Annotated in this window: 12 protein-coding genes; 8 read left to right on the top strand and 4 right to left on the bottom strand. The window is 63.4% G+C overall.

What is annotated here, in order from left to right; translation table 11 throughout:
* Positions 1 to 37 precede the first annotated feature (37 nt).
* The 8 genes from AB8808_RS01770 to AB8808_RS01735 all read left to right on the top strand — a co-directional run bounded on the left by AB8808_RS01770 (position 38) and on the right by AB8808_RS01735 (position 12,694).
* Positions 38 to 1,210: a DUF3667 domain-containing protein gene (locus tag AB8808_RS01770; RefSeq protein WP_369926229.1), complete on the top strand. Its 1,173-nt coding sequence runs from the start codon at positions 38 to 40 to the stop codon at positions 1,208 to 1,210.
* A 370-nt stretch (positions 1,211 to 1,580) separates the two neighbouring features.
* Entirely contained in the window at positions 1,581 to 3,755 is a 2,175-nt protein-coding gene (locus tag AB8808_RS01765; RefSeq protein ID WP_369926227.1) for a primosomal protein N', read from the top strand.
* An 88-nt stretch (positions 3,756 to 3,843) separates the two neighbouring features.
* Positions 3,844 to 4,797: a transaldolase gene (gene tal, locus AB8808_RS01760; RefSeq protein ID WP_036138153.1), complete on the top strand. Its 954-nt coding sequence runs from the start codon at positions 3,844 to 3,846 to the stop codon at positions 4,795 to 4,797.
* Positions 4,798 to 5,175: 378 nt separating this feature from the next.
* Positions 5,176 to 10,482, top strand: coding sequence for a hypothetical protein (locus AB8808_RS01755; protein ID WP_369926225.1), 5,307 nt, complete (start codon positions 5,176 to 5,178; stop codon positions 10,480 to 10,482).
* A 38-nt stretch (positions 10,483 to 10,520) separates the two neighbouring features.
* A complete protein-coding gene (locus AB8808_RS01750) occupies positions 10,521 to 11,447 on the top strand; it encodes an RHS repeat-associated core domain-containing protein (protein WP_369926223.1) in 927 nt (308 codons plus the stop codon).
* Complete coding sequence (locus AB8808_RS01745; protein WP_369926221.1) at positions 11,447 to 11,884, top strand: DUF4265 domain-containing protein; 438 nt, start codon at positions 11,447 to 11,449, stop codon at positions 11,882 to 11,884. Before AB8808_RS01750 ends, AB8808_RS01745 begins: the two co-directional genes overlap by 1 nt.
* Before the next feature lie 7 nt (positions 11,885 to 11,891).
* Complete coding sequence (locus AB8808_RS01740) at positions 11,892 to 12,251, top strand: DUF2251 domain-containing protein (protein WP_369926218.1); 360 nt, start codon at positions 11,892 to 11,894, stop codon at positions 12,249 to 12,251.
* Positions 12,248 to 12,694 (top strand): DUF4265 domain-containing protein, encoded by a 447-nt coding sequence (locus AB8808_RS01735; protein ID WP_369926216.1) that lies wholly within the window; start codon positions 12,248 to 12,250, stop codon positions 12,692 to 12,694. The genes AB8808_RS01740 and AB8808_RS01735 overlap by 4 nt, the downstream gene beginning before the upstream one ends.
* Before the next feature lie 687 nt (positions 12,695 to 13,381).
* Here the strand turns inward: AB8808_RS01735 and AB8808_RS01730 are convergent.
* From AB8808_RS01730 to AB8808_RS01715, 4 genes are read right to left on the bottom strand one after another with little or no spacing between them, the layout of a single operon-like run.
* The gene (locus AB8808_RS01730; protein ID WP_369926214.1) at positions 13,382 to 14,827 is read right to left on the bottom strand and encodes a coniferyl aldehyde dehydrogenase; all 1,446 of its coding nucleotides are present in this window, start codon (positions 14,825 to 14,827) and stop codon (positions 13,382 to 13,384) included.
* A 27-nt stretch (positions 14,828 to 14,854) separates the two neighbouring features.
* Positions 14,855 to 16,276, bottom strand: coding sequence for an efflux transporter outer membrane subunit (locus tag AB8808_RS01725; RefSeq protein ID WP_369926212.1), 1,422 nt, complete (start codon positions 16,274 to 16,276; stop codon positions 14,855 to 14,857).
* Positions 16,263 to 17,438, bottom strand: a complete 1,176-nt coding sequence (locus tag AB8808_RS01720) for an efflux RND transporter periplasmic adaptor subunit (protein ID WP_369926209.1) — start codon at positions 17,436 to 17,438, stop codon at positions 16,263 to 16,265. The genes AB8808_RS01725 and AB8808_RS01720 overlap by 14 nt, the downstream gene beginning before the upstream one ends.
* The gene (locus tag AB8808_RS01715; protein ID WP_369926207.1) at positions 17,428 to 20,634 is read right to left on the bottom strand and encodes an efflux RND transporter permease subunit; all 3,207 of its coding nucleotides are present in this window, start codon (positions 20,632 to 20,634) and stop codon (positions 17,428 to 17,430) included. The genes AB8808_RS01720 and AB8808_RS01715 overlap by 11 nt, the downstream gene beginning before the upstream one ends.
* Positions 20,635 to 20,689 lie beyond the last annotated feature (55 nt).

The raw sequence follows: 20,689 nt of genomic DNA, 5'->3' as shown, positions 1-20,689 counted from the left end.
TCATCCGACCCCGCAGGGGACAAGGGGAACCCACGGAATGAACGATCTCGAGCCATCGGCCGGGCGGATGTGCGCGAACTGCGGCACGCCGCTGCAGGGCGAGTTCTGCCACGCGTGCGGCCAGTCCATCGGCAGCGTGCTGAAGCCCGTCTCGCACATGCTGGAAGACGCAGGCGATATCTTCTTCCACATGGACGAACGCATCGTCCATACGCTGCCGCCGCTGTTCAGCCGGCCGGGCTACCTCACCCTGGAATATTTCTCGGGCCGCCGCGTGCGCTATATCGCGCCGTTCCGCCTGATGTTCGTGTTCTGCCTGCTGGCGTTCTTCCTGCTGCACCTGGCCATCGGTGATACGAAGTTCGGCAGCAACGACGGCAAGCCCGCCCCGGCAGGCGCGCTGGAAGCCTTTGCGTCGGCCAGGACCGCTGACGAGGTGCACACCCTCTACGACGACCAGATCCGCGAAGTGCATGACTTTCGCGACGACCCGGTCATGCCCGCCGCGGCCAAGGCCAGCCTGGGCATGGCGGCCGGCGTCATCCGCCAGGCCGCCAACGCGCGCCTGACCCAGCTGAACGCGGCGCCCCTGCCCGACCAGGCCGACGAGCCCGTACCGGAGGCGAGACGCACCGGCGAACAGAAGGTGGAAAGCTGGTTTGGCGATCGGACCAAGATGGACATCGCCTGGCTGCCCGCCCCGGTCAACCGGCGCATCGACACCGCGCTGGCCCACTTCAAGGCCAACCTGATCCCCGTGCTCAACGGCGGCGAGCAGCGCCAGGAAGCCATGCACCGGATCATCGAAGGCTTCTTCTCGGTGCTGCCCCAGGCCATGTTCGTGATGGTTCCGCTGTTTGCGCTGATCCTCAAGCTGTTCTATGTGTTCCGGCGCCGGCTGTACATGGAACACGTGATCGTGGCCCTGCACAGCCACGCGTTCCTGTTCCTGTCGCTGATGGCACTGACCCTGCTCGGCTTCGCACGGACCGCGATCCAGCCCCACCTCGCCGTGGGTGGCAGCCTGATCGGCCTGGTGCAGTTCGCCCTTTGGGTATGGATGCCGGTCTACCTGCTGCTGATGCAGAAACGCGTCTATCGGCAGGGCTGGGGCATCACCCTGCTGAAGTACTGGCTGATCGGAAGCCTGTATTTCTGGCTGCTGCTCGTCGTCGTCGCCGTGGCCTTCCTCATAGGCATGAGCCACTAGGATTTTTTCCCGCCCGGCGACGGTTGTACACAGGCGCGGCAAGCCCTTCGCTTTTGTCAAGGTTTTGCCGAAGCTTTGTGAACGCCTCGCATGACCGATTTGCAAGCCACTGAAACTAAAGTCTATTTCAGTCTGGTTAAAATGTACGCAAGCTAACCGGAAGGGCCTAGCCATGCGCCTTGGGCACCCTCCATCCGCGGCTCATCCACAGACTTATCCACAGCGCTTGTGGATAACATGGAAACCTCCCCGACGGCGGGCACTTACCTGCGTTTCCTCTCCGCCGTGGTGCCAATGGGGTCCAAGCCCATGGCCCGCTGGTCAAACCTTGACCAGCGGAATCGGCACACACCGGTAAACTAGGCCTGGCATGACACTCGTTCTCCGCGTCGCCCTACCGGTACCCCTGCTCACCCTGTTCGATTACCTGCCTCCCGCGGCAGGCGAGGCCAGGGCGGGTTCGCGCGTGCGCCTGCCGTTCGGCCGTGGCGAGATGGTGGGCATCGTCGTCGACCCCGCCGCCGAGGCGGCGGTGGGGGTGAAGCGGTTGAAACGGGTCACCGAGGTGCTGGACGACGCGCCCCTGCTCGACGCCGAGCTGATGGCGACCCTGGCCTGGGCGGCGGATTACTGGGCCGCCGCACCAGGCGAGGCCTTTGCCAACGCCTTGCCCCTGGCCCTGCGCGAGCCACGCGCCCTGCCCGCCACCGGACGCGAAACCTGGTCGCTGACGCCCGAGGGACACGTGGCCCTCGAGGCAAAGCGCCGCAAGGGCGGCTCCGCCGCGCTGCTGGACGCCCTGCGCGACGGCCCCCGGGCCGCCGACGAACTGGGCCTGGCCCTGCCGGACTGGCGGGCGGCAGCCAGGCGACTGGCCGAGGCGGCGCTGGTGGTCCGCCACGACGACGAGGACGCCGGCCCCGTACTCTCCCGCGCACCCGGGCCGGCCCTGAGCGACGAACAGGCCACTGCGGTGGCGGCCATCGCCGAGGGCTTCGGCGGGTTCCAGCCCTACCTGCTCGACGGCGTCACCGGCAGCGGCAAGACCGAGGTCTACCTCGCCCTCATCGAGCGAGCGCTGGCGGAAGGCAAGCAGACCCTGTTGCTGGTGCCGGAGATCGGCCTCGCACCGCAGACGGTGCGCCGCCTGCGCGAGCGACTGGGCGTGGCAATCGAGGTGCTGCACTCCAACCTGGCGGAGGGCGAGCGGGCCCGCGCCTGGCTGCGGGCCCGCAACGGCAGCGCCCGCGTCGTCCTCGGCACCCGTTCGGCTGTGTTCACCCCCCTGCCCGCTGCCGGCCTGATCATCGTCGACGAGGAACACGACGCCTCGTACAAGCAGCAGGAAGGCTTCCGCTACCACGCACGCGACCTGGCGCTGGTGCGTGCGCGGGCGCACGGCGTGCCGGTGGTGCTCGGTTCGGCCACGCCCTCGCTGGAAACACTGGGCAACGTCGCTGCCGGCCGCTACCGGCGGCTGGTGCTGAAGGGCCGACCGGGCGCCACGCAGTCCACGCGCGTGCAGATCGTCGACATGCGCGCCCAGCGGCTGGACCATGGCATGTCGCCCACCCTGATCAACGCCGTGGCCGCCTGCGTCGAGCGCGGCGAGCAGGCGCTGGTGTTCCGCAACCGGCGCGGCTATGCGCCGGTGCTGCTGTGTTACGACTGCGGCTGGCACGCGGACTGCCCACGCTGCGACCGGCCCATGACCCTGCACGCCGGCCGGCGCCGCCTGATCTGCCACCACTGCGACAACATCACCGCCGTGCCCACGGCCTGCCCCGCCTGCGGCTCGGCCAACATCAGTCCCCAGGGCCAGGGAACCGAGCGGCTGGAGGAAGCCCTCGTCGAACGCTTCCCCGAGGTACCGGTGGTGCGCATCGACCGGGAAACCACGCGGCGCAAGGATGCCTTCGGCCAGATCCTCGACGGCCTGCGTGAAGACAAGCCGGCCATCCTCGTCGGCACGCAGATGCTGGCCAAGGGCCATGACCTGCCCAACCTCACCCTGGTGGCCATCGTCGGCGTGGACGAAGGCCTGCACAGTGTCGATTTCCGCGCCAGCGAGCGCCTGGCCCAGCTGGTGGTCCAGGTGGCCGGCCGGGCTGGCCGCGCCAGCAAACCGGGCAGCGTGCTCCTGCAGACCCACCACCCCGACCACCCGATGCTGCATGCGCTGCTGCGCGGCGGCTATGGCGCGGTGGCGACGGAGCTGCTGGAGGAGCGTCGCCTGCTCGACCTGCCCCCGCTTTCGCACCAGGTGCTGCTGCGCGCGGATGCGCACGGTCGTGCCGAGGTGGACGAGTTCCTGGCCCAGGCTCATGGGGCCCTGGGCGATCCGGCCGACCTGCGCGTCGCCGGCCCCATGCCCGCGCCCATGCCACTGAGGGCCGGGCGCCACCGTGGGCAGCTGCTGGTCGAAGCCCGTACGCGCGCACGGCTGCACGGCTTCCTGCGGCCCTGGCAGCAGGCGCTGGTAGCCTTGCCCGCGGCACGCAAGGTGCGCTGGTCGCTCGACGTGGATCCCGTCGACCTGTATTGAACTTGCTGAACCGATACGTGCGGATGCCTGTCCCTTCACGCCGAACGGCGCGACAATAGGGGTCTTATCAGGTAACGGAACCCTCAACGTGACCACTCAGCTCGAGCAACTGCGCAAGATCACCACCGTCGTGGCCGATACCGGCGACATCACCGCCATCGCCAAGTACAAGCCGGAAGACGCGACCACCAACCCGTCCCTGCTGCTGGCCGCCGCCGGTATCCCCGCTTACTCGGGTTATATCGACGAGGCGATCGACTGGGCGAAGAGCCAGGGCAACAGCCGCGACCAGCAGCTGACCGACGCTGGCGATCGCCTCGCCGTGCTGGTCGGCCGTGAGATCCTCAAGATCGTACCGGGCCGCGTGTCCACCGAAGTCGACGCCCGCCTCTCCTTCGACACCAATGCATCCATCGAGAAAGCCAAGCGCCTGATCGGCTTCTACGAAGACATCGGCATCAAGAAAGAGCGCATCCTGATCAAGCTCGCCTCCACCTGGGAAGGCATCCGCGCTGCGGAACAGTTGCAGAAGGAAGGCATCAACTGCAACCTCACGCTGCTCTTCAGCTTCGAACAGGCCGTGGCCTGCGCCGAGGCCGGCGCGTTCCTCATCTCGCCCTTCGTCGGCCGCATCTTCGACTGGTACGTGGCCAACACCGACAAGAAGACCTACGAACCGGCGGAAGACCCCGGCGTGCAGTCCGTGCGTCGCATCTACGACTGGTACAAGCTGCACGGCTACGAGACGGTCGTGATGGGTGCCAGCTTCCGTAACATCGGCCAGATCCAGGCCCTCGCCGGCTGCGACCGCCTGACCATCTCGCCCAACCTGCTCAAGGAACTGGAAGAAAACACCAGCGACCTGCCGGTTGCACTGAAGGACAGCGGCCGTCGCGAAGACAAGCCGGGCCGCATCGACGAAGCCAAGTTCCGCTGGGGCCACAACGAAAACGCCATGGCCACCGACAAGCTCGCCGAAGGCATCCGCAAGTTCGCCGTCGACCAGCGCAAGCTCGAAGAACTGCTGGGCGCGAAGCTGTAAAACCCGCTCACCGCTGAACCCAAAAAGGGGCCGACTCACGTCGGCCCCTTTTTCATGCCCGCCCCACGCCAAACCGGCGCGCCACTGTAGGAGCGGACGATGTCCGCGAACCCTCAACACCCCTACCCCGAACGAAGCCGCACCGCCACACCATTGCCGGCGTCTCCGAGCGCAGAACGAAGCAGGCTCCTAGGCTAATCGGCCTAGATCGACTGACCTAGCGCCCGAGCTGACTTATTCATCGCGAAGGCTTGCGAACCGCTCACGTGAATCTTTACGATACGACACACGGTTGCCTGGGGAGGTAGCCGACGCTTCAAGGGGGCGCGACGGATTCACCGTCACGCAAAAAAAATCATCGTGTAGAGGCCGACGGTCATGACGACCCGTGTCGCGCGTTCCTTTGGGCTGGCGTTCGTGCTGGCGCTACTTCCTTTCGTCGGAGTGGCCCAGACAGCCACCACCAACCCCGAAGACGAGTACAAAAAGCTCGTCAAGGTGGATACGGAAATACAACCCTTGGGCGAAACGCCATTCGGCGAGTCGATCAACCCTTACGACGGCAGCCTGTCCTTACATGTCGTGGATGTCACCGTTCCCGGCAATGGTCCGACCATCGAGTTGGGTCGCACCTTCCATGCGGACGGCGATGCGGAGGTGCGCTGGAACGATGCCGCATTTGGCGACTGGGAACTGGATATCCCCCGCCTGACCACGATGACCTCCAACGCGTCGACGATCATCCAGGGACCCAACCAGATCGGCTGGCTGGTCAACTCCTCAACCCGAACCGACCGTTGCTCGACCTTCGTCGGACCACCTGCGCAACGGATAGGTAGACCTGGCAGTGATCCGCTGGCTTCGGACGACTGGTGGAACGAGGGATACACCCTCTACACCCCAGGAAATACGTCAGAGGACATGCTGTCTCGCCGAACGACATCTCCGGCAGCACCACAAGATGGCACCACTTACGTAGCGGTTTCCAAGGGGTTATGGCATCTGGGATGCCTTGCATCGACGGCCAACGGCGAGGCCGGTGAAGCCTTCCTGGCCAAGGGGCCGGATGGAACGAAGGTGTGGCTCAACCAGCTCGTTTATCGTCCTGCACGCGGCTATCGCATTCTCCGGCGCTTGGGCCTGATGATGGCCACGCGTGTAGAGGATCGTTTTGGCAACGCGCTAACCTACACCTACAACGGTGCAAAATTGACCCGTATCGACGGCAGCGACGGCCGGCAGGTCACGCTCGACTACACGAGCGACGGCCTGCATGTGGCACACATCAATGTCGTGACCGCCAATGCCACGCGCACCTGGACCTATGGCTACACCGCTGTATTCGGCGGCTCTGTGTTATCCAGTGTGACGCTGCCTGATGGCAGTGGCTGGGCCTATAACCTTGGCGACCTGACCTATGACGTCAAGTCGACCACTCCCACCGGTCATTGCCTGGATCCCGCAGCGCCAGATGAAAGCATAAGCAAGGTGGGGACGATTACCGGCCCGTCAGGCGCAGCGGGGCGCTTCGAGCTCCGTCCCACCCGCCATGCCCGCTCGGATGTCTTCGAATACTGCGACGCCACCAATGCGACAACAAACGGCACCGAGCATGCCCCGCGTTATACCAACAACCTGGCGGTTCGAGCCAAGTCGCTCAGCGGTGCGGGCATCGGAACGCTGAACTGGACGTACAGCTATCCCGTGGCTGCCGGCAGTTGGCGCAAGGACTGCCAGAATTCCGGATGCAGCACGACGTCGTATTCGGAGATGATCGACCCGTCAGGCAACACGACTCGATTCACCTTCAGCAATCGTGCCGATGCCAGCGAAGGCAAGGCACTCAAGACCGAATATTTCAATGGGGGCACAGGCGGGGCACCGGTGCGCACGGAAACCCTGGCTTACGCGTCCGCAAGTCAAGGGCCGTGGCCGACCAGTTATGGTCTCGGATTCAACATCTACGCCAACCGTGAGAGGCAGCAAAGTGATGTGCCCCTGGCACGCAAGGATATAGCCCAGGATGGCGACACTTATACGTGGCAGGCGCTGACGTTCGATGCCTATGCGCGTCCGGCGACCACACGGCGAAATAGCAGTTTCGGCTACTCGGTGGACGAAGCGCATGCTTACCAGGATGACACCACTAGGGGCATCATCGGGCTGCCTTTGCAGGAGAGCAACCTCACCACCGGCGAAGTGGTCAGCCGGAATACCTACGATGCGTCCACCCTGACACTGGCCTCCCGCGCGGTCTTCGGTCAGGCAGTGATGAACTACGCGTTCAATGCGCAGGGTCAGCTGGCCAGTTTCACCGATGCCAACCAGCACACGACGACGCTGAGCAATTACAAGCGGGGGATTCCTCAGTCCATCGCCTATCCCGACCAAAGCCCTGACCATCCCAATGGCACCAGTCAGTCCATCGCGGTTGACGACTTTGGTCAGATTACCTCGATCACCGACCAGGCAGGAGCAACTACCCAATACACGTACGACGCGATAGGCCGTGTCGCCCGCATCGACTACCCCGCTGGTGACACGGTAGCTTGGGCGCCGCGCGTGCTTGGCTACTCGCTGAGCGGTGACGCCCGGGGCATGGGAGGTAGCCATTGGGTGCGTACGGTGACGCAGGCCAACTATTCCGAGCGCACCGACTTCGACGTGTTCTTGCGTCCGGTGATGAACGGCAAATCCGAGGTGGGCACCGGCGCCCTTTATGTCTCCGATCGCACGGAGTACGACTGGAAAGGCCGCAAGACGTTTGTGGCTTATCCCGTGGACGGTGCGCCCGACCGTAGCGCCATCTCTGTTGGCGTATCTACCGTCTACGACGCCTTGGGACGTGCCACCGGCACGACCCAGCCTTCGGAGCTGAACAAGGTGCTGACGACAAACACACAGTACCTTTCAGGTGGTCGGCGTCAGGACACTGATGCACGAGGCAACGCCACGGTGACCGCGTTCCAGGCCTTCGATGCGCCCGGCTATGACAGACCTGTTCGTGTCGATGCGCCAGAAGGGGTAACTCAGGTCATCGCCCGCGATGTCTACGGCAATCCCTTGTCGTTGGCCCAAGGAGGCGTTACCAAGACGATGGCCTACGACGCTCAGCACCGCCTGTGCCGCTCATGGGAGCCTGAAACAGGCAGTGCCATCACGGCCTATGACGCTGCAAGCAACGTGTCGTGGACGGCATCCGGCATCGCCTTCAATGGATCAGGCTGCGGCTACGATCAGGCGACCGATGCGGCCAAGGTCAAGCGTTCGTACGATGGCATGAACCGAGTCACGGCGGTGATGTATCCCCAGGGCACCCTGGCGACGAGCTTCAGCTACGACCGCCTGGGCAATCCCGCCTCGGCGACGGCGGCGACCAGCGGCCCGTCTCCCAATAGCACCGGCACGGTGACCTGGAGTTTCGGTCGCAACAAACTCGGCCTACTAACGGCTGAGGTTCTGGCCGTGGATGGATGGTCATGGGCCTTCAGCTACAGCTATGACGCCAACGGCAAGGTGAGCAACACCCAGTACCCGGATGGCGAAAATGTGGCGGTCAATCCCAATGCCCTGGGACAACCCACGACAGCTGGACGCTTTGCCAGTGGAGCAACCTATATGCCCGATGGTCAAACGAAGACCTACGGACTGAGTAACGGTGCGCTCTATTCCGCTGAACCCAACGCACGTCAACTGCTGCGTAATTTCACGTTCGGTACCGCTGCGAATCTGGCGGTGAGCGAAGACTTCACTTATGACGAAGCTTCAAATCTGACACAGATCAATGATCGAGTCGGTAGTGGTCAACGGTCTCGCACCATGAGCTACGACAATCTAAACCGGCTGACATCGGCCGCGGCAGGTGGCCTGTGGGGTACCGAAACGTACACCTACGACACGCTCAACAATCTGCGCAGCATTGGCAACAGCGGCGGGCTCAACACGTATGGATACGATGCCAACAATCGGCTGACGACCATCACCAACGGCGGCACCACCGTGCATACGTTCCAATACGATGCACGCGGGAACACGGTAATCAAGGATGGTGCGGCACTCAACTTCGACATAGCCAACCGCCTGCTGAGTCTGGCAGGCAAGGGTGACTACCTGTACGACGCTGCCGGACGTCGCGTGCGATCGATGACCCCGTCAGGCACAACGTACTACGCGTATAACAGTGCCGGACAGTTGGTCTGGCAGTACGACCAAGCCACGGCCAATGGCACCGACTATATCCACCTTGGCAAGACACTGGTTGCCAGCAAAAAAGCGTCGACGTCGGCGGTGATGGGCAACATCGACGGGGTGACGACCGGGGCCAATGCCACCATCAGTGGCTGGGCGTGTGCCAGTGGGTTGGCCCAGTCGATCGATGTGCATCTGTATGTCGGTGGACCCGCCGGTTCCGGCACTGGCGTCGGTGCTTACACGGCGAATCAACCCAGCGAGACAGCCGTGCAGACTGCCTGTCATTCCAGCGGAACCAAGCACCGCTTCAGCATCCCCTTGACTGACGCCCAGCGTGTGCAATATGCCGGCAAAGCGATTTACGTCCATGGCATCTCGCTGACGGGTGGCGGCAATAATCTTCTTGCACAGTCCGGCACCTTCGTCATCCCGCCGTCCGTTCTGGCTCCTTCTTCGCCCGCGTCAATATCGGCCGCGGCAGCCGGTGACCTTTCGAACATCGCGGTCAACTGGTCGGCGACGGGCAATACGACGAGCTACAAGACGGAATGTTCCACCAACAGTGGTCCATGGGCGACGCTTTATACGGGAACGGGGACCAGCGCTTTCTACAATGGGCCGGGCGATGCGACGTATCAGTTCCGCGCGTCTGCATGCAATGCGAACGGCTGTAGCACACCGACGGTGTCGTCCGTTGTCACCATCGCGCATATCCCGCCAGCGCCGGCCAGCATCAGCGTGCCGGCCAATTCGACTGGTGCCGTGGCGGTGAGTTGGCCTGCGACGACGTATGCCACGTCGTACCAGGTGGACCACAGCACGAACGGCAACTGGGCCAACGTGTGGTCCGGGACAAGCACGTCCACCACCGTGAACGAAGGCACCTCAGGCAACTGGTCCTATCGCGTGCGTGCCTGCAACGCGAACGGCTGCGGCGGTTATGCGACCAGCGGTGGTGTGATCGTGATGCGGCCACCGGGCACCCCGACCATCACTGGTGGTGGTACCAGTAATACGGGTGCATACACGATCAGTTGGTCCACCGTAAGTGATGCAACCAGCTACAACCTTGGCGAGTCGGTAAACGGGAGTGGGTTCCAACGTGTCCAATGGAATGCCTCGACCAGTTGGTCTACGTCAGGTCGTGGCAACGGCACTTATGCGTATCAGGTTCAGGGGTGCAACGACCTGTCGTGCGGGCCTTGGAGCAATGTAACGACGGTAACGGTGTCACTGGTGCCCTCTGCGCCGCCGGCGCCAACCTTAACCACGACGTACCACGGCCCAACCAAGCCCACGGTGCTGGTCAAGTGGACAGCGCAGTCATCCGCCACGCGGTACGAACTGATGGAAAACAACACCCAGGTCTACAACGGCTCGGCTCTATCCTATAGCTCGTTGCAGCAACCTGGCGTCACGCTTACCTACAAGGTGCGCGCATGCAACGCCGTGGGCTGCTCGGCCTACAGCCCGTCGAACAGTGTGAGTCCGTGATGGCCCGGCACAGGAACATGATGATGGAGACTTCCGCGATGTCGATCGTTCGTCGTTGCCTGCGGCCGGGGTCGGCTTGGCTAACAGCCTTGCTGCTTTTGATGGCGATGGTTTGCGCAAGCATGGGGGTTGCCCATGCGGCGGAGACGATTACCTACTACTACACGAGTCCGCAGGGAACGGTGCTGGCGAAGGCAGATGCGTCGGGCAACATCATTAGCAGTACGGATTACCGGCCCTACGGCACGCAGGCGCTGGGTACGCCGGAGCAGGGGCCGGGGTATACGGGGCATGTTAACGACACTGTATCCGGATTCGTTTATATGCAGGCCCGCTATTACGATCCGGAGGTAGGGCGCTTTCTAAGCAATGACCCCATGCCTTCAAAAGCAGGCAACCTCTTTACTCCTGCTCGTTATACCTACGCGAATAACAATCCAACACTTAATATCGATCCTGATGGTCGCCAAGCGTTTGCAGGATGGAGTGATTCCCAAGTACACGCAGTCGCTCTAAATCCCGGCGCGGGTGCCACTTTTACGGGAATAGTCCTCACATCCCTGCCCATAATTGGAGACGTGGCCAACATAGTTGAGGCCGTGCAGGACCCATCGCCCGTCAATATCGCAGCGGCTGCCATCGGAATTGTGCCGGAAGGTGGCGGCCCAGCCGCCAGCGTCATCCGATTAGGCACTTCCGGGGGCGAGCGGGCAGGCAAGGTTTTTACACGGATGGGTAAGATAGAGGTCAAGGAGATAAATGCAGCTGCACATGAGGGCAAGATTGTCTGCGAAGCATGTGGTCGTGAGACGGTTCCAGCGCTGCAAAGTCAAAAAGGAGTGACGCCTCCGGGAAACGAAGCACATGTCGATCACATTATAGCCAAGTCGAAGAACGGAGATGGCTCACCATCGAATGGTCAGGTACTCTGCCGCGACTGTAACCTGGACAAAGGCGCGGATTAATGAAAGAACAAATAAAGCTCTTCTTTCACGTACAACAGGACGAAGACGGTTTCCCGGGCGTGGGATCGGAATCAGTGTGGGCTATACCCACCGAGCGTGAGGGCTTGTTTACTGTAGATAATATTCCATTTTTTGCTACCGACGCGAATTTAGGTGACGTCGTGTCAGTGACAGAAAGGGATGGCGTTTTATGGTTTCGTGAGGTCGTGACAAAAGTCCCGCTCTCACTGGTACGAATCGTTTTTTTTAACCCTGAGAAGCACGAGCGCGTAAGTTTAAAACTGAAAAGTTTTGGATGCCAAACTGAGTACTGGGCTGAGCGGAAACTTCTTTCCGTGTCGGTTCCAAGGAAGAGTCTTCCCGAAGTTCAAGCTTTTCTAGAAAGTGAGGCAAGTCTTGGGTCACTGGATTATGAAGAGCCAATTATAAGGGAATGAATAGTGCATGTCGGTTGACAAGAATGAGATCTTTGAAAGCCAGCTAAATTCCGAAGGAAGTCTGGCCGGAGTGTACGAGCACGACGACGAAGTGGGGTACTTCTACCTCTATGATCCGAACCGCCCAGAAGGCCAGACGATCATCGGCGCCGTGTGTGTTTCCGTCGGACCCTGCCTACATGACATCGACGACTTAGCCATCCGCTGGAGCCGTGATGAGCACATCGTCGGTTTGTTCGTGAAGGAACAGTTGCTTGCGGCATTCGACGTAAAGAACCAGAAAGCGTTCGGTGGTGAATCGAAAGGAAGCGTTGGTTTCCCTGCACTCGATCTCCAAGACTTTCCCGTCGATGGGATCAAGTCATGATAAAAATCGAGTTTCCCCCTGAAATGTCTCGCGACGACGAGGTTGAAATCCTGTTCGCGGAGCCGGTTGAAGGCGGCTTCCGCCTCGAGAACTCCCCGTTTTATGTGTACGGAGTGAGCTATCTCGATGTCGTGGCTGCCGATGCAGGCTCTGATCGCTGGCTGTTTACGCACGTCAAGAAGAGAAGCGGTCACTCGACGTACCGAATTCTTCTCAACGGAAAACATCAGGAAGCAGAGTTCAAGACGCGATGGCCTGCCCTGGAAATCCTGGGGTGCACGTACGAAGAGGGCGGGAAGCCCGAGCATCGTCTTTACGCCATTGATATACCCCCTGACGCTGACGTGCACGAAGCCTATCGGTTGCTGGAGCAGGGAGAAAACGATGGTGCATGGTTATTCGAAGAAGGTCACCACGATTCAGGTGTACCTGATCACCAGTGACCGGACTCGTTTCGAAACACTCTATCGCCACCGACATAGTGGGCGATATTCATTCGCCCTAGTCGAACGAGGTGAGAGATGAAGCAGTGACTGACGATCGTCGGTCTGCTACAACTCGCCATGGTGATCCTGGACGCACTGCGATTCATTGCCGCACTTCAACCCGCTCTTTGGATCGCCAGATGGTCTCTGGGCCTTCCCGGAAGCATCTTGGGCCAGTGGGCTGCAGAGAGATGGCTGTGGCATAGCGGTGCGTCGATGCGTGAGATCGGCATCTGCGGCCTGGTACTCGCCGTTATCTTTAACATGGCCCTGGCGTGGGCCATCGCGCGTCTTTCTCGCTGTACTCGACGAGCACTTCGACGTGAAGACTAAGCCCTCAGCTCAACGTCGAATCTTCAACCGCATCAGTTGCGTCATAGCCGCGCCATACGGCCGCCTGAGCATCGCCTTCGCGTGTAAACGTGCCGGCCTGTATACAGGCCGCGAGGGGCCGACCCACGCCCCCTTTTTCCCGAGCTCGCTAACGCAGAATGTAGGAGCGGACGATGTCCGCGATCCCTCAACAGCTCCTATTGCGAACGAAGCCGTACCACATACCATTGCCGGCGTTTCCTCATGCAGGTCACGGTGAATCGCGGACATCGTCCGCTCCTACACATGCACGCACGTGACGCGACTAAGGTTTCAACGTCGGATCTTCAACCGCATCAGTCGCTTTATCGCCGAGCCATACGGCGGCCTGAGCATTGCCGTGACGTCGAAACGTGCCTGCCGGTAGACCGGCCGCGCATGACTGAAAGTAAGAAACCCCGTCTTGCCGTGATAGGCGCCCGACCCCGACGCGCCGATACCACCGAACGGCAAATCATCCATCGCCAGGTGCATCACCGTATCGTTGATCGTGACGCCACCGACCACCGTGCGTGACAGAACGCGCTCCTGCTCCGCCACATCGTTGCCGAAATAATAAAGACTGAGCGGCCGTTCGTGCCGGTTGACGTACGCGATGGCGTCGTCGATACCATCATAGGGCAATACCGGCAAGATCGGCCCGAAGATCTCGTCGCGCATGACGTCCATCGTGTCGTTGGCGTCGATCACCGCCATCGGCGGGATACGGCGATCCGCCCTGGCAGCCAACGCACCGACGTCAAGACTGGCGGGTACGGCACCTTCCTTATCCGTCTCGTCGGGAACAAGGACGCGTACCGTGGCACCACCAGCACGCGCCGTATCGAGGTAACCCATCAATCGCGCATGATGCCGATCGTTGACGATAGCAGTGTAGTCAGGATTGTCCCGCCACGTCGGAAACATCACCCCGGCCGCCCGCGAAAGCGCGGCCACAAACGCCTCGACACGATCGCGCGGCACCAGCGCATAGTCCGGCGCCACACACATCTGCCCGGCGTTGAGTGTCTTGCCGAACATCATCCGACGTGCCGAGAGGTCAAGATCGGCATCGCGACCGACGATGGCCGGCGACTTGCCGCCCAGCTCCAGCGTCACCGGCACGAGGTGTTCCGCCGCCGCACGCACGATGTGCTTCGCCACCGAGGTGGCACCGGTGAACAACAAATGGTCGAAGGGAAGCCGGGAAAACGCCTCGCCCACGTCCGGACCGCCGGTCACCACCGCGATCTCGGTGTCGTCGAATGCAGCACCGATCATCTGCTGCATCAGCGCCGAACAACGCGGCGTGAGTTCGGACGGCTTGATCATCGCGCGGTTGCCGGCCGCGAGCACCCCCGCCAGTGGCGCAAACGTGAGGTTGAACGGGAAGTTCCACGGCGAGATAACGCCTACCGTGCCCTTGGGCAGGTAGTCCACCCACGCACGCGCACCCAGCAACGCGAGTGGTGCGGGCGACACCGCGCGGCGCTCGCGGCGCATCCACGCCCGCACATGGCGCTTTGCGTGCTTCAACGGTTCTATGGACGCCGCCACATCGGTGAACAGCGAGGCATCCACGCTGCGGTGGCCGAAGTCCTCGCTCAGCGCCTGGGTGATGGAGTCCGCGTTATCGACCAGCAGGCCGATGGCACGATCGAGGCGGTCTATGCGCGTCTCTGCCGAAGGCGGGCCTTCGGCGAGCTGCGCGGCTTTCTGGCGGTCGAGAATGTTCTGCATCCGGCCAGTGTAAGCCCGGACGCGTGATCAGGTGGCGGACGCGGACCAGCCGCCACCCAGGGCGCGGATCAGCTGCACGCTGGCGCGCAGCTGACGTGTTTCCAGGTCGATCACGTTGCGGCGGGCATCCAGCGCGGTCGTCTGCGCCTGCACCACGTCCAGGTAGCCCACCGCGCCTTCCCGGTAGCGGTTCATCGACAGGTCGACCGATCGCTGGGCCGCATCGGCGGCGGCGCGCTGGTCGACGAGTGCCGCACCCAGGTCGCGCAGCAGGGTGAGGTTGTCCTCGACCTGGGCGAAGGCATTGAGCACCACGTCGCGGTAGCGCGCCCCGGCTTCGTCGGTGGCCGCCTGCGCCTGTGCGACCACGGCCTTGCGGCGACCGCCGTCGAACAGGTTGAGCGCCAGCGTCGGCCCGATCGCCCAGAAGCGGTTGGGCGCCGTGGCGATGCTGCCCCACGACGAACTCTGCCAGCCGCCCTGCCCGTCCAGCGTCAGCTGTGGGTAGAACGCGGATTTCGCCACGCCGATGCGCGCGTTGGCGGCGGCCGTGCGTCGCTCTGCCGCCGCGATGTCCGGGCGACGCTGGAGAATGAGCGACGGCACCTCCAGCGGAAGGGTCGGCACCTTGACCTGCCCGTCGTCGGCCGCGAGCTGGAAGTTCGAGGCCGTATCGCCCACCAGCACGGCGATCGCATGCAGCACCAGGCTGCGTTGTGCCTGCGCCTGGGTCAGCTGCGATTTCGCGCTGGATAGCTGGGTCTGTGCACGCGCAACGTCCAGGCCGGACGCGATGCCGCCGTCATGCCGGGACTGCGTCAGCTTCAGTGCCCGGGCGAACGCGTCGATGCTCTGCTTCAGCACGGTGACCTGCCGGTCGAAACCGTTGAGTTGCAGGTAGCTGTCGGCAAGCTGCGCCTGCAGGCTGAGGCGCGCGGCGGCAAGATCGTCCCCGGCGGCTACCTGCTCGGCCTTGCCCGCGGTGACGGTATCGCGCACGCGCCCCCACAGGTCCACTTCGTAATCCAGCTGCGCACCGATCGTGTACGAGTCGTAGTAGGACGGCGACGTGGCACCGCGCAAAGGCCGGGTGTCCGACTCGCGGTTGCGCGTGCCGTTGGCATTCAGGCCGATCTGTGGGAACAGGCCTGCGCGCACCTGCCGCAGAACGGCTTCCGACTGCTCGTAATGCGCCAGCGCGGCGGCGAGGGACGCGTTGTTGGCCAGCAGCTTCACCTGCAGCGCATCGAGTCGGGCATCCCCGTAGAGGGTCCACCAACTGTCGCGCGCCAGGCGATCGGCGGGCTTCGCCTCCGTCCACGGCGACACGGCATTGGCGTACTGCGGTGCCACGGGCACCTCCGGCGCACGGTACGGCGGCGCCAGCGAACACGCCGTCATGCCGACGGTGACGAGGGCCGCCAGCACGATCCGCTCAGGCCGGCGCATGGACACCCTCCGCCTTCTTCGGCGCGTTGACCCGCACGGTGTCGCCATCCGCCAGTCCGTCGGGCGGGCTCTCGATGAGACGATCGCCCTGGGCGATCCCGGAGGACAGCTGCACGGTCTTGCCCATGTCGCGCGCGACGGTGACGGTGCGGAAGCTCACCTTGTCGTGCGCATCGAGCACCGCGACGCGCAGCCCCCGGTCGTCGAATACCAGCGCGCTGGCAGGAACACTGAACAACGCGGCGTTACCGGGCAGGTCGAAGGTCACACTGGCGTAGGCACCGGGCAGCAGTGTGCCTTCAGCGTTGTCGACGGACACCTGGACCAGCGTGGTGCCCGTGGCCGCATTGATGGCGGACGACGAGGATTCCACGATACCCGTGAAGGTACGCCCCGGGTATTCCGGCACGGTGAGCTTCACGGTCGAGCCCCGCTTGATCGACGGCGCGTCGTTCTGCGGCACGTTGACGTACATGCGCAGCTTGCGCGTGTCCGAGACGACGAACAGCTCCTGGCCCCCTCCACCCGCATTGATCAGCGCACCCACATCCGTCTCGCGCGCCGTCACGGTGCCGTCGAAGGGCGCGGTGAGCCGGGCAAACCCCTTCAGCGCCTGGATACGTTCCAGGTTGGCCTGCGCCGCGGTGGCGAGCGCATGCTTGGCCTCGTAGTCGCCCGTCTTCTCATCCACTTCCTGCCGGGAGACGGAATCGGAATCGCTCATGGATTTCCAACGCTTCGCCGTGGTCTGCGCCAGCGCCTCGTTGGCGCGCGCACTGGCCAGGTCGGCCCGCGCCTGCAGCAGCTGCTGGTCGAGATCCGGCGTTTCGATCTCGGCCAGCACATCGCCGGCCTTCACCTTCTGGCCGATGTCCGCTTTCCAGTACTTGAGGTAGCCGCTGGTGCGCGCGTAGATCGGCGCGCGAGCATAGGCCTGCAACCGGCCGGGAAGATTGAGCTCGCCGCCGCCCTGCCCACCCTGCGGCTCGACCACGTTCACCGTCGGCACGGCCTGCTCGTCCGTCCAGGTGCTCAGCTTGCGCGAGTCGTTGGCGCGCGTAGCGACGCCGGCGACGACGATCGCCAGCACCACGATGACGGCGATGATGCCGACGATGCGCAGACGACGCGGCGGTGGGGTATGCAACGTATCAGGCGACATGGACAGGCTCTCCGGAGGGCTTCGCCGGTGGTGTGGGGGACGCATGGCCGCGACGGCCGTGGATGATGCTGAAAACGACGGGGACGAACAGCAGCGTGGCGATCGTGGCGAAGATCAGGCCACCGATCACCGCACGGCCGAGCGGCGCATTCTGTTCACCGCCCTCGCCCAGGCCCAGCGCCATCGGGCCCATGCCGATGATCATCGCCAGCGCGGTCATCAGCACCGGGCGGAAGCGGACGAAGCCGCCCTCGAGCGCCGCGGCGGTGGCATCGCCGAGTTCGACAAGGCGCTCGCGACAGAAGCTGACCACCAGGATGGAGTTGGCGGTGGCCACGCCCATGCACATGATCGCGCCGGTCAGCGCGGGCACCGACAGCGTGGTGTGCGTGGCGAACAGCATCCAGACGATGCCTGCGATGGCCGCGGGCAACGCCGTGACGATCACGAACGGATCGCTCCACGACTGGAAGTTGACCACGATCAGCAGGTAGATGAGCACGATGGCACCGAGCAGACCGAAGATCAGCCCGGAGAACGCGTTGTTCATCGTCTGCACCTGGCCGAGCAGGGCCACGCTCGACGCCTTGGGCAGGTCCTTCCTGTGCGCATCGATGATGGCCTGGATATCCGCGGCCACGGCGCCCAGGTCGCGATCCTGCGTGGTGGCATAGATCTCCACCATGGACTGGATGTTGTACTGGCTGACCACCGCGTTGGTGGCCGTCCGCTCGATGGTGGCGAAGCCACCGAGGATCTGCGAACCCGCCGTGCCGCTGCTGGGCGTGACCGGCACGTTCTGCAGGTCGGCCAGCGAGTCCATGGCGTATTGCGGTGTCTGCATCACGATGGGATACGACACGCCGTTCTGCGGGTTGAGCCAGTAGGTGGGCGCGATCTGGCTGGAACCGGCCAGGTTCACGCCCAGGCTGCTGGTGACATCCCGCGCGGTGATGCCGACCTGCTGGGCCTGGCTGCGGTCCATGTTCACGTTGAGGGTGGGATTGGCCTGCGATTGCTGGATACGCGCATCGGCCACGCCGGGCACGCGACGGATGTCACGCAACAGGCGATCGGCGTAGGCGAAATTGGCCGACAGGTTGGGGCCGCGCACCTGCAGGTCGATCGGTGCCGGCGAGCCGAAGTTGAGGATCTGGCTGATGATGTCCGCCGGCGGAAACGAGAACGTCGTACCCGGAAATTCCCGCGGCAGTTTTTCGCGCAGCGTGCGGATGTAATCGGCCGTGGGCGCGTGCCCCTCGTTCAACGCGATCTGGATGTCGCCGTCCTGCGCACCGATGGTGCCGGTGTTGTTGTACGCGTTGTTGATACCCGAGTTGGACAGGCCGATGTTGTCCACCAGCGTACCCAGTTCTTCCCGCGGGATGATGCGGCGCACGGCGTTGCTCACCTGCGCGAAGATGCGCGCGCTTTCCTCCACGCGCGAGCCGACCGGCGCCCGCACATGCATGAGGATCTGACCGGAATCCACCGACGGGAAGAAGTTCCGGCCCAGCATCGGCACCAGGCCGAACGACAACACCACGAACGCCATGAAGACGATCACGAAAACCTTGCGGTGGGCGAGCGCCATGCCGAGCAGCCCGTGGTAGCGCTCGCGCACCGCTTCGAAGTGTGACTCGAACCCCCGCTGGAAGCGCACCAGCGGATTGCGCGACGGCGCCTTGCCCTCGCCATGCGGATCGTCGTGCGTATGCGGATGCAGCAGGTACTTCGCCATCGTCGGCACGAGCGTGCGCGAAAGGATGAACGAAGCGATCATCGCGAACATCACCGCCTCGGCCATCGGCACGAACAGGAAGCGCGCCACGCCGTTGAGGAAGAACATGGGCACGAAGACGATGCAGATGCACAGCAGCGACACGAAGGCCGGGGTGACGATCTGCGCGGCGCCGTCGAGGATCGCCGTCTCCACGTCCTTGCCCTGCTCCAGGTGCCAGTTGATATTCTCGATGGTCACGGTGGCGTCGTCGACCAGGATGCCCACCGCCAGCGCCAGGCCACCCAGCGTCATGATGTTCATGGTCTCGCCGAACGCAGCCAGTCCGGCGATCGAACCCAGGATGGACAGCGGGATCGACGTGGCGATGATCACGGTCGAGCGCCAGCTGCCAAGGAACAGCAGGATCATCAGGCTGGTCAGCGCGGCGGCGATCACGCCCTCACGCGCCACTCCCTCGATGGCACCGCTGACGAACAGCGACTGGTCGCCGATCGGCTTGATCTCCAGCGAGGGAGGCACGGACTCCTTCAGCCCGGCGACGCGGTCCTTGATGCCCTGGATGATCGCCAGCGTGGATGCGGAACCGTTCTTCAGCACCGTCATCAGCACCGAGCGGTTGCCGTCGACATGCACGATATTGGTCTGCGGCGGCGAGCCGTCGCGCACGTGGGCCACGTCGCGGATGTACACGGTGGCGCCGTCCACGGTCTTCACGGGCAGGTTGCCCAGCTCGTCGATCACCGAGGGCGCATTGTTGAGTTGCAGCGTGTACTCGAACCGGCCGATCTTCTGCGTGCCCACCGGCGTGATGAGGTTCTGCGCGGCCAGGGCGTTGGCCACATCCTGCGCGGACAGCCCGCGCGCCTGCAGCGCACCGGGATCGATGTCGATCTGCACCTGGCGCGTCTTGCCGCCGAAGGGGTACGGAATGGCCGCGCCCGGCACGGACGTCAACTGCGGACGGATGACGTTGAGGCCCAGGTCGCCCAGGTTCTGCTCGGTCAGGCCCTTGCCGGACAGCGCCAGCTGGATGATCGGTACCGTGGATGCGCTGTAGTTGAGGATGAGCGGCGGCGTGATGCCCTGGGGCAGCTGCTTCAGCAGCGTCTGCGCGACGGCGGTGACCTGCGCGTTGGCCGTACGGATGTCCACCGTCGGCTGGAAGAAGATCTTGACGATGCCGAAGCCCTGGATCGAGTTGGCTTCGATGTGTTCCACGTCGTTCACGGTGGTGGTGAGCACGCGTTCGAACGGCGAGGTCACGCGGCCGGCCATCTGGTCGGGCGGCAGGCCGGTGTACTGCCACACCACCGCGATCACCGGAATGCGGATCTCGGGAAAGATATCCGTCGGCGTGCGCAGCGCCGCCAGAGGACCCACGATGAGGATCAACAACGCGAGGACGATGAAGGTATACGGTCGCGTGAGTGCGATCCGGACGATGCCGATCATGGGAGAAGGATTCCGTGCGCGAATGCTGCGTCGCGGCGAAGTTTGCCCCCATGGG

It is taken from the genome of Xanthomonas sp. NCPPB 2632 (assembly GCF_041228075.2).
Lineage (GTDB): Bacteria > Pseudomonadota > Gammaproteobacteria > Xanthomonadales > Rhodanobacteraceae > Luteibacter.
The sequence above is the reverse complement of the archived record's forward strand: the minus strand, read 5'-3'. Positions and strand labels throughout refer to the sequence as shown.

Coding starts and splice junctions, on each gene's coding strand:
- AB8808_RS01715 (WP_369926207.1), bottom strand. CDS start 20,634: ATGATCGGCATCGTCCGGATCGCACTCACGCGACCGTATACCTTCATC.
- AB8808_RS01770 (WP_369926229.1), top strand. CDS start 38: ATGAACGATCTCGAGCCATCGGCCGGGCGGATGTGCGCGAACTGCGGC.
- AB8808_RS01765 (WP_369926227.1), top strand. CDS start 1,581: ATGACACTCGTTCTCCGCGTCGCCCTACCGGTACCCCTGCTCACCCTG.
- AB8808_RS01735 (WP_369926216.1), top strand. CDS start 12,248: ATGATAAAAATCGAGTTTCCCCCTGAAATGTCTCGCGACGACGAGGTT.
- AB8808_RS01730 (WP_369926214.1), bottom strand. CDS start 14,827: ATGCAGAACATTCTCGACCGCCAGAAAGCCGCGCAGCTCGCCGAAGGC.
- AB8808_RS01720 (WP_369926209.1), bottom strand. CDS start 17,438: ATGTCGCCTGATACGTTGCATACCCCACCGCCGCGTCGTCTGCGCATC.
- AB8808_RS01750 (WP_369926223.1), top strand. CDS start 10,521: ATGTCGATCGTTCGTCGTTGCCTGCGGCCGGGGTCGGCTTGGCTAACA.
- AB8808_RS01745 (WP_369926221.1), top strand. CDS start 11,447: ATGAAAGAACAAATAAAGCTCTTCTTTCACGTACAACAGGACGAAGAC.
- AB8808_RS01755 (WP_369926225.1), top strand. CDS start 5,176: ATGACGACCCGTGTCGCGCGTTCCTTTGGGCTGGCGTTCGTGCTGGCG.
- AB8808_RS01740 (WP_369926218.1), top strand. CDS start 11,892: ATGTCGGTTGACAAGAATGAGATCTTTGAAAGCCAGCTAAATTCCGAA.
- AB8808_RS01725 (WP_369926212.1), bottom strand. CDS start 16,276: ATGCGCCGGCCTGAGCGGATCGTGCTGGCGGCCCTCGTCACCGTCGGC.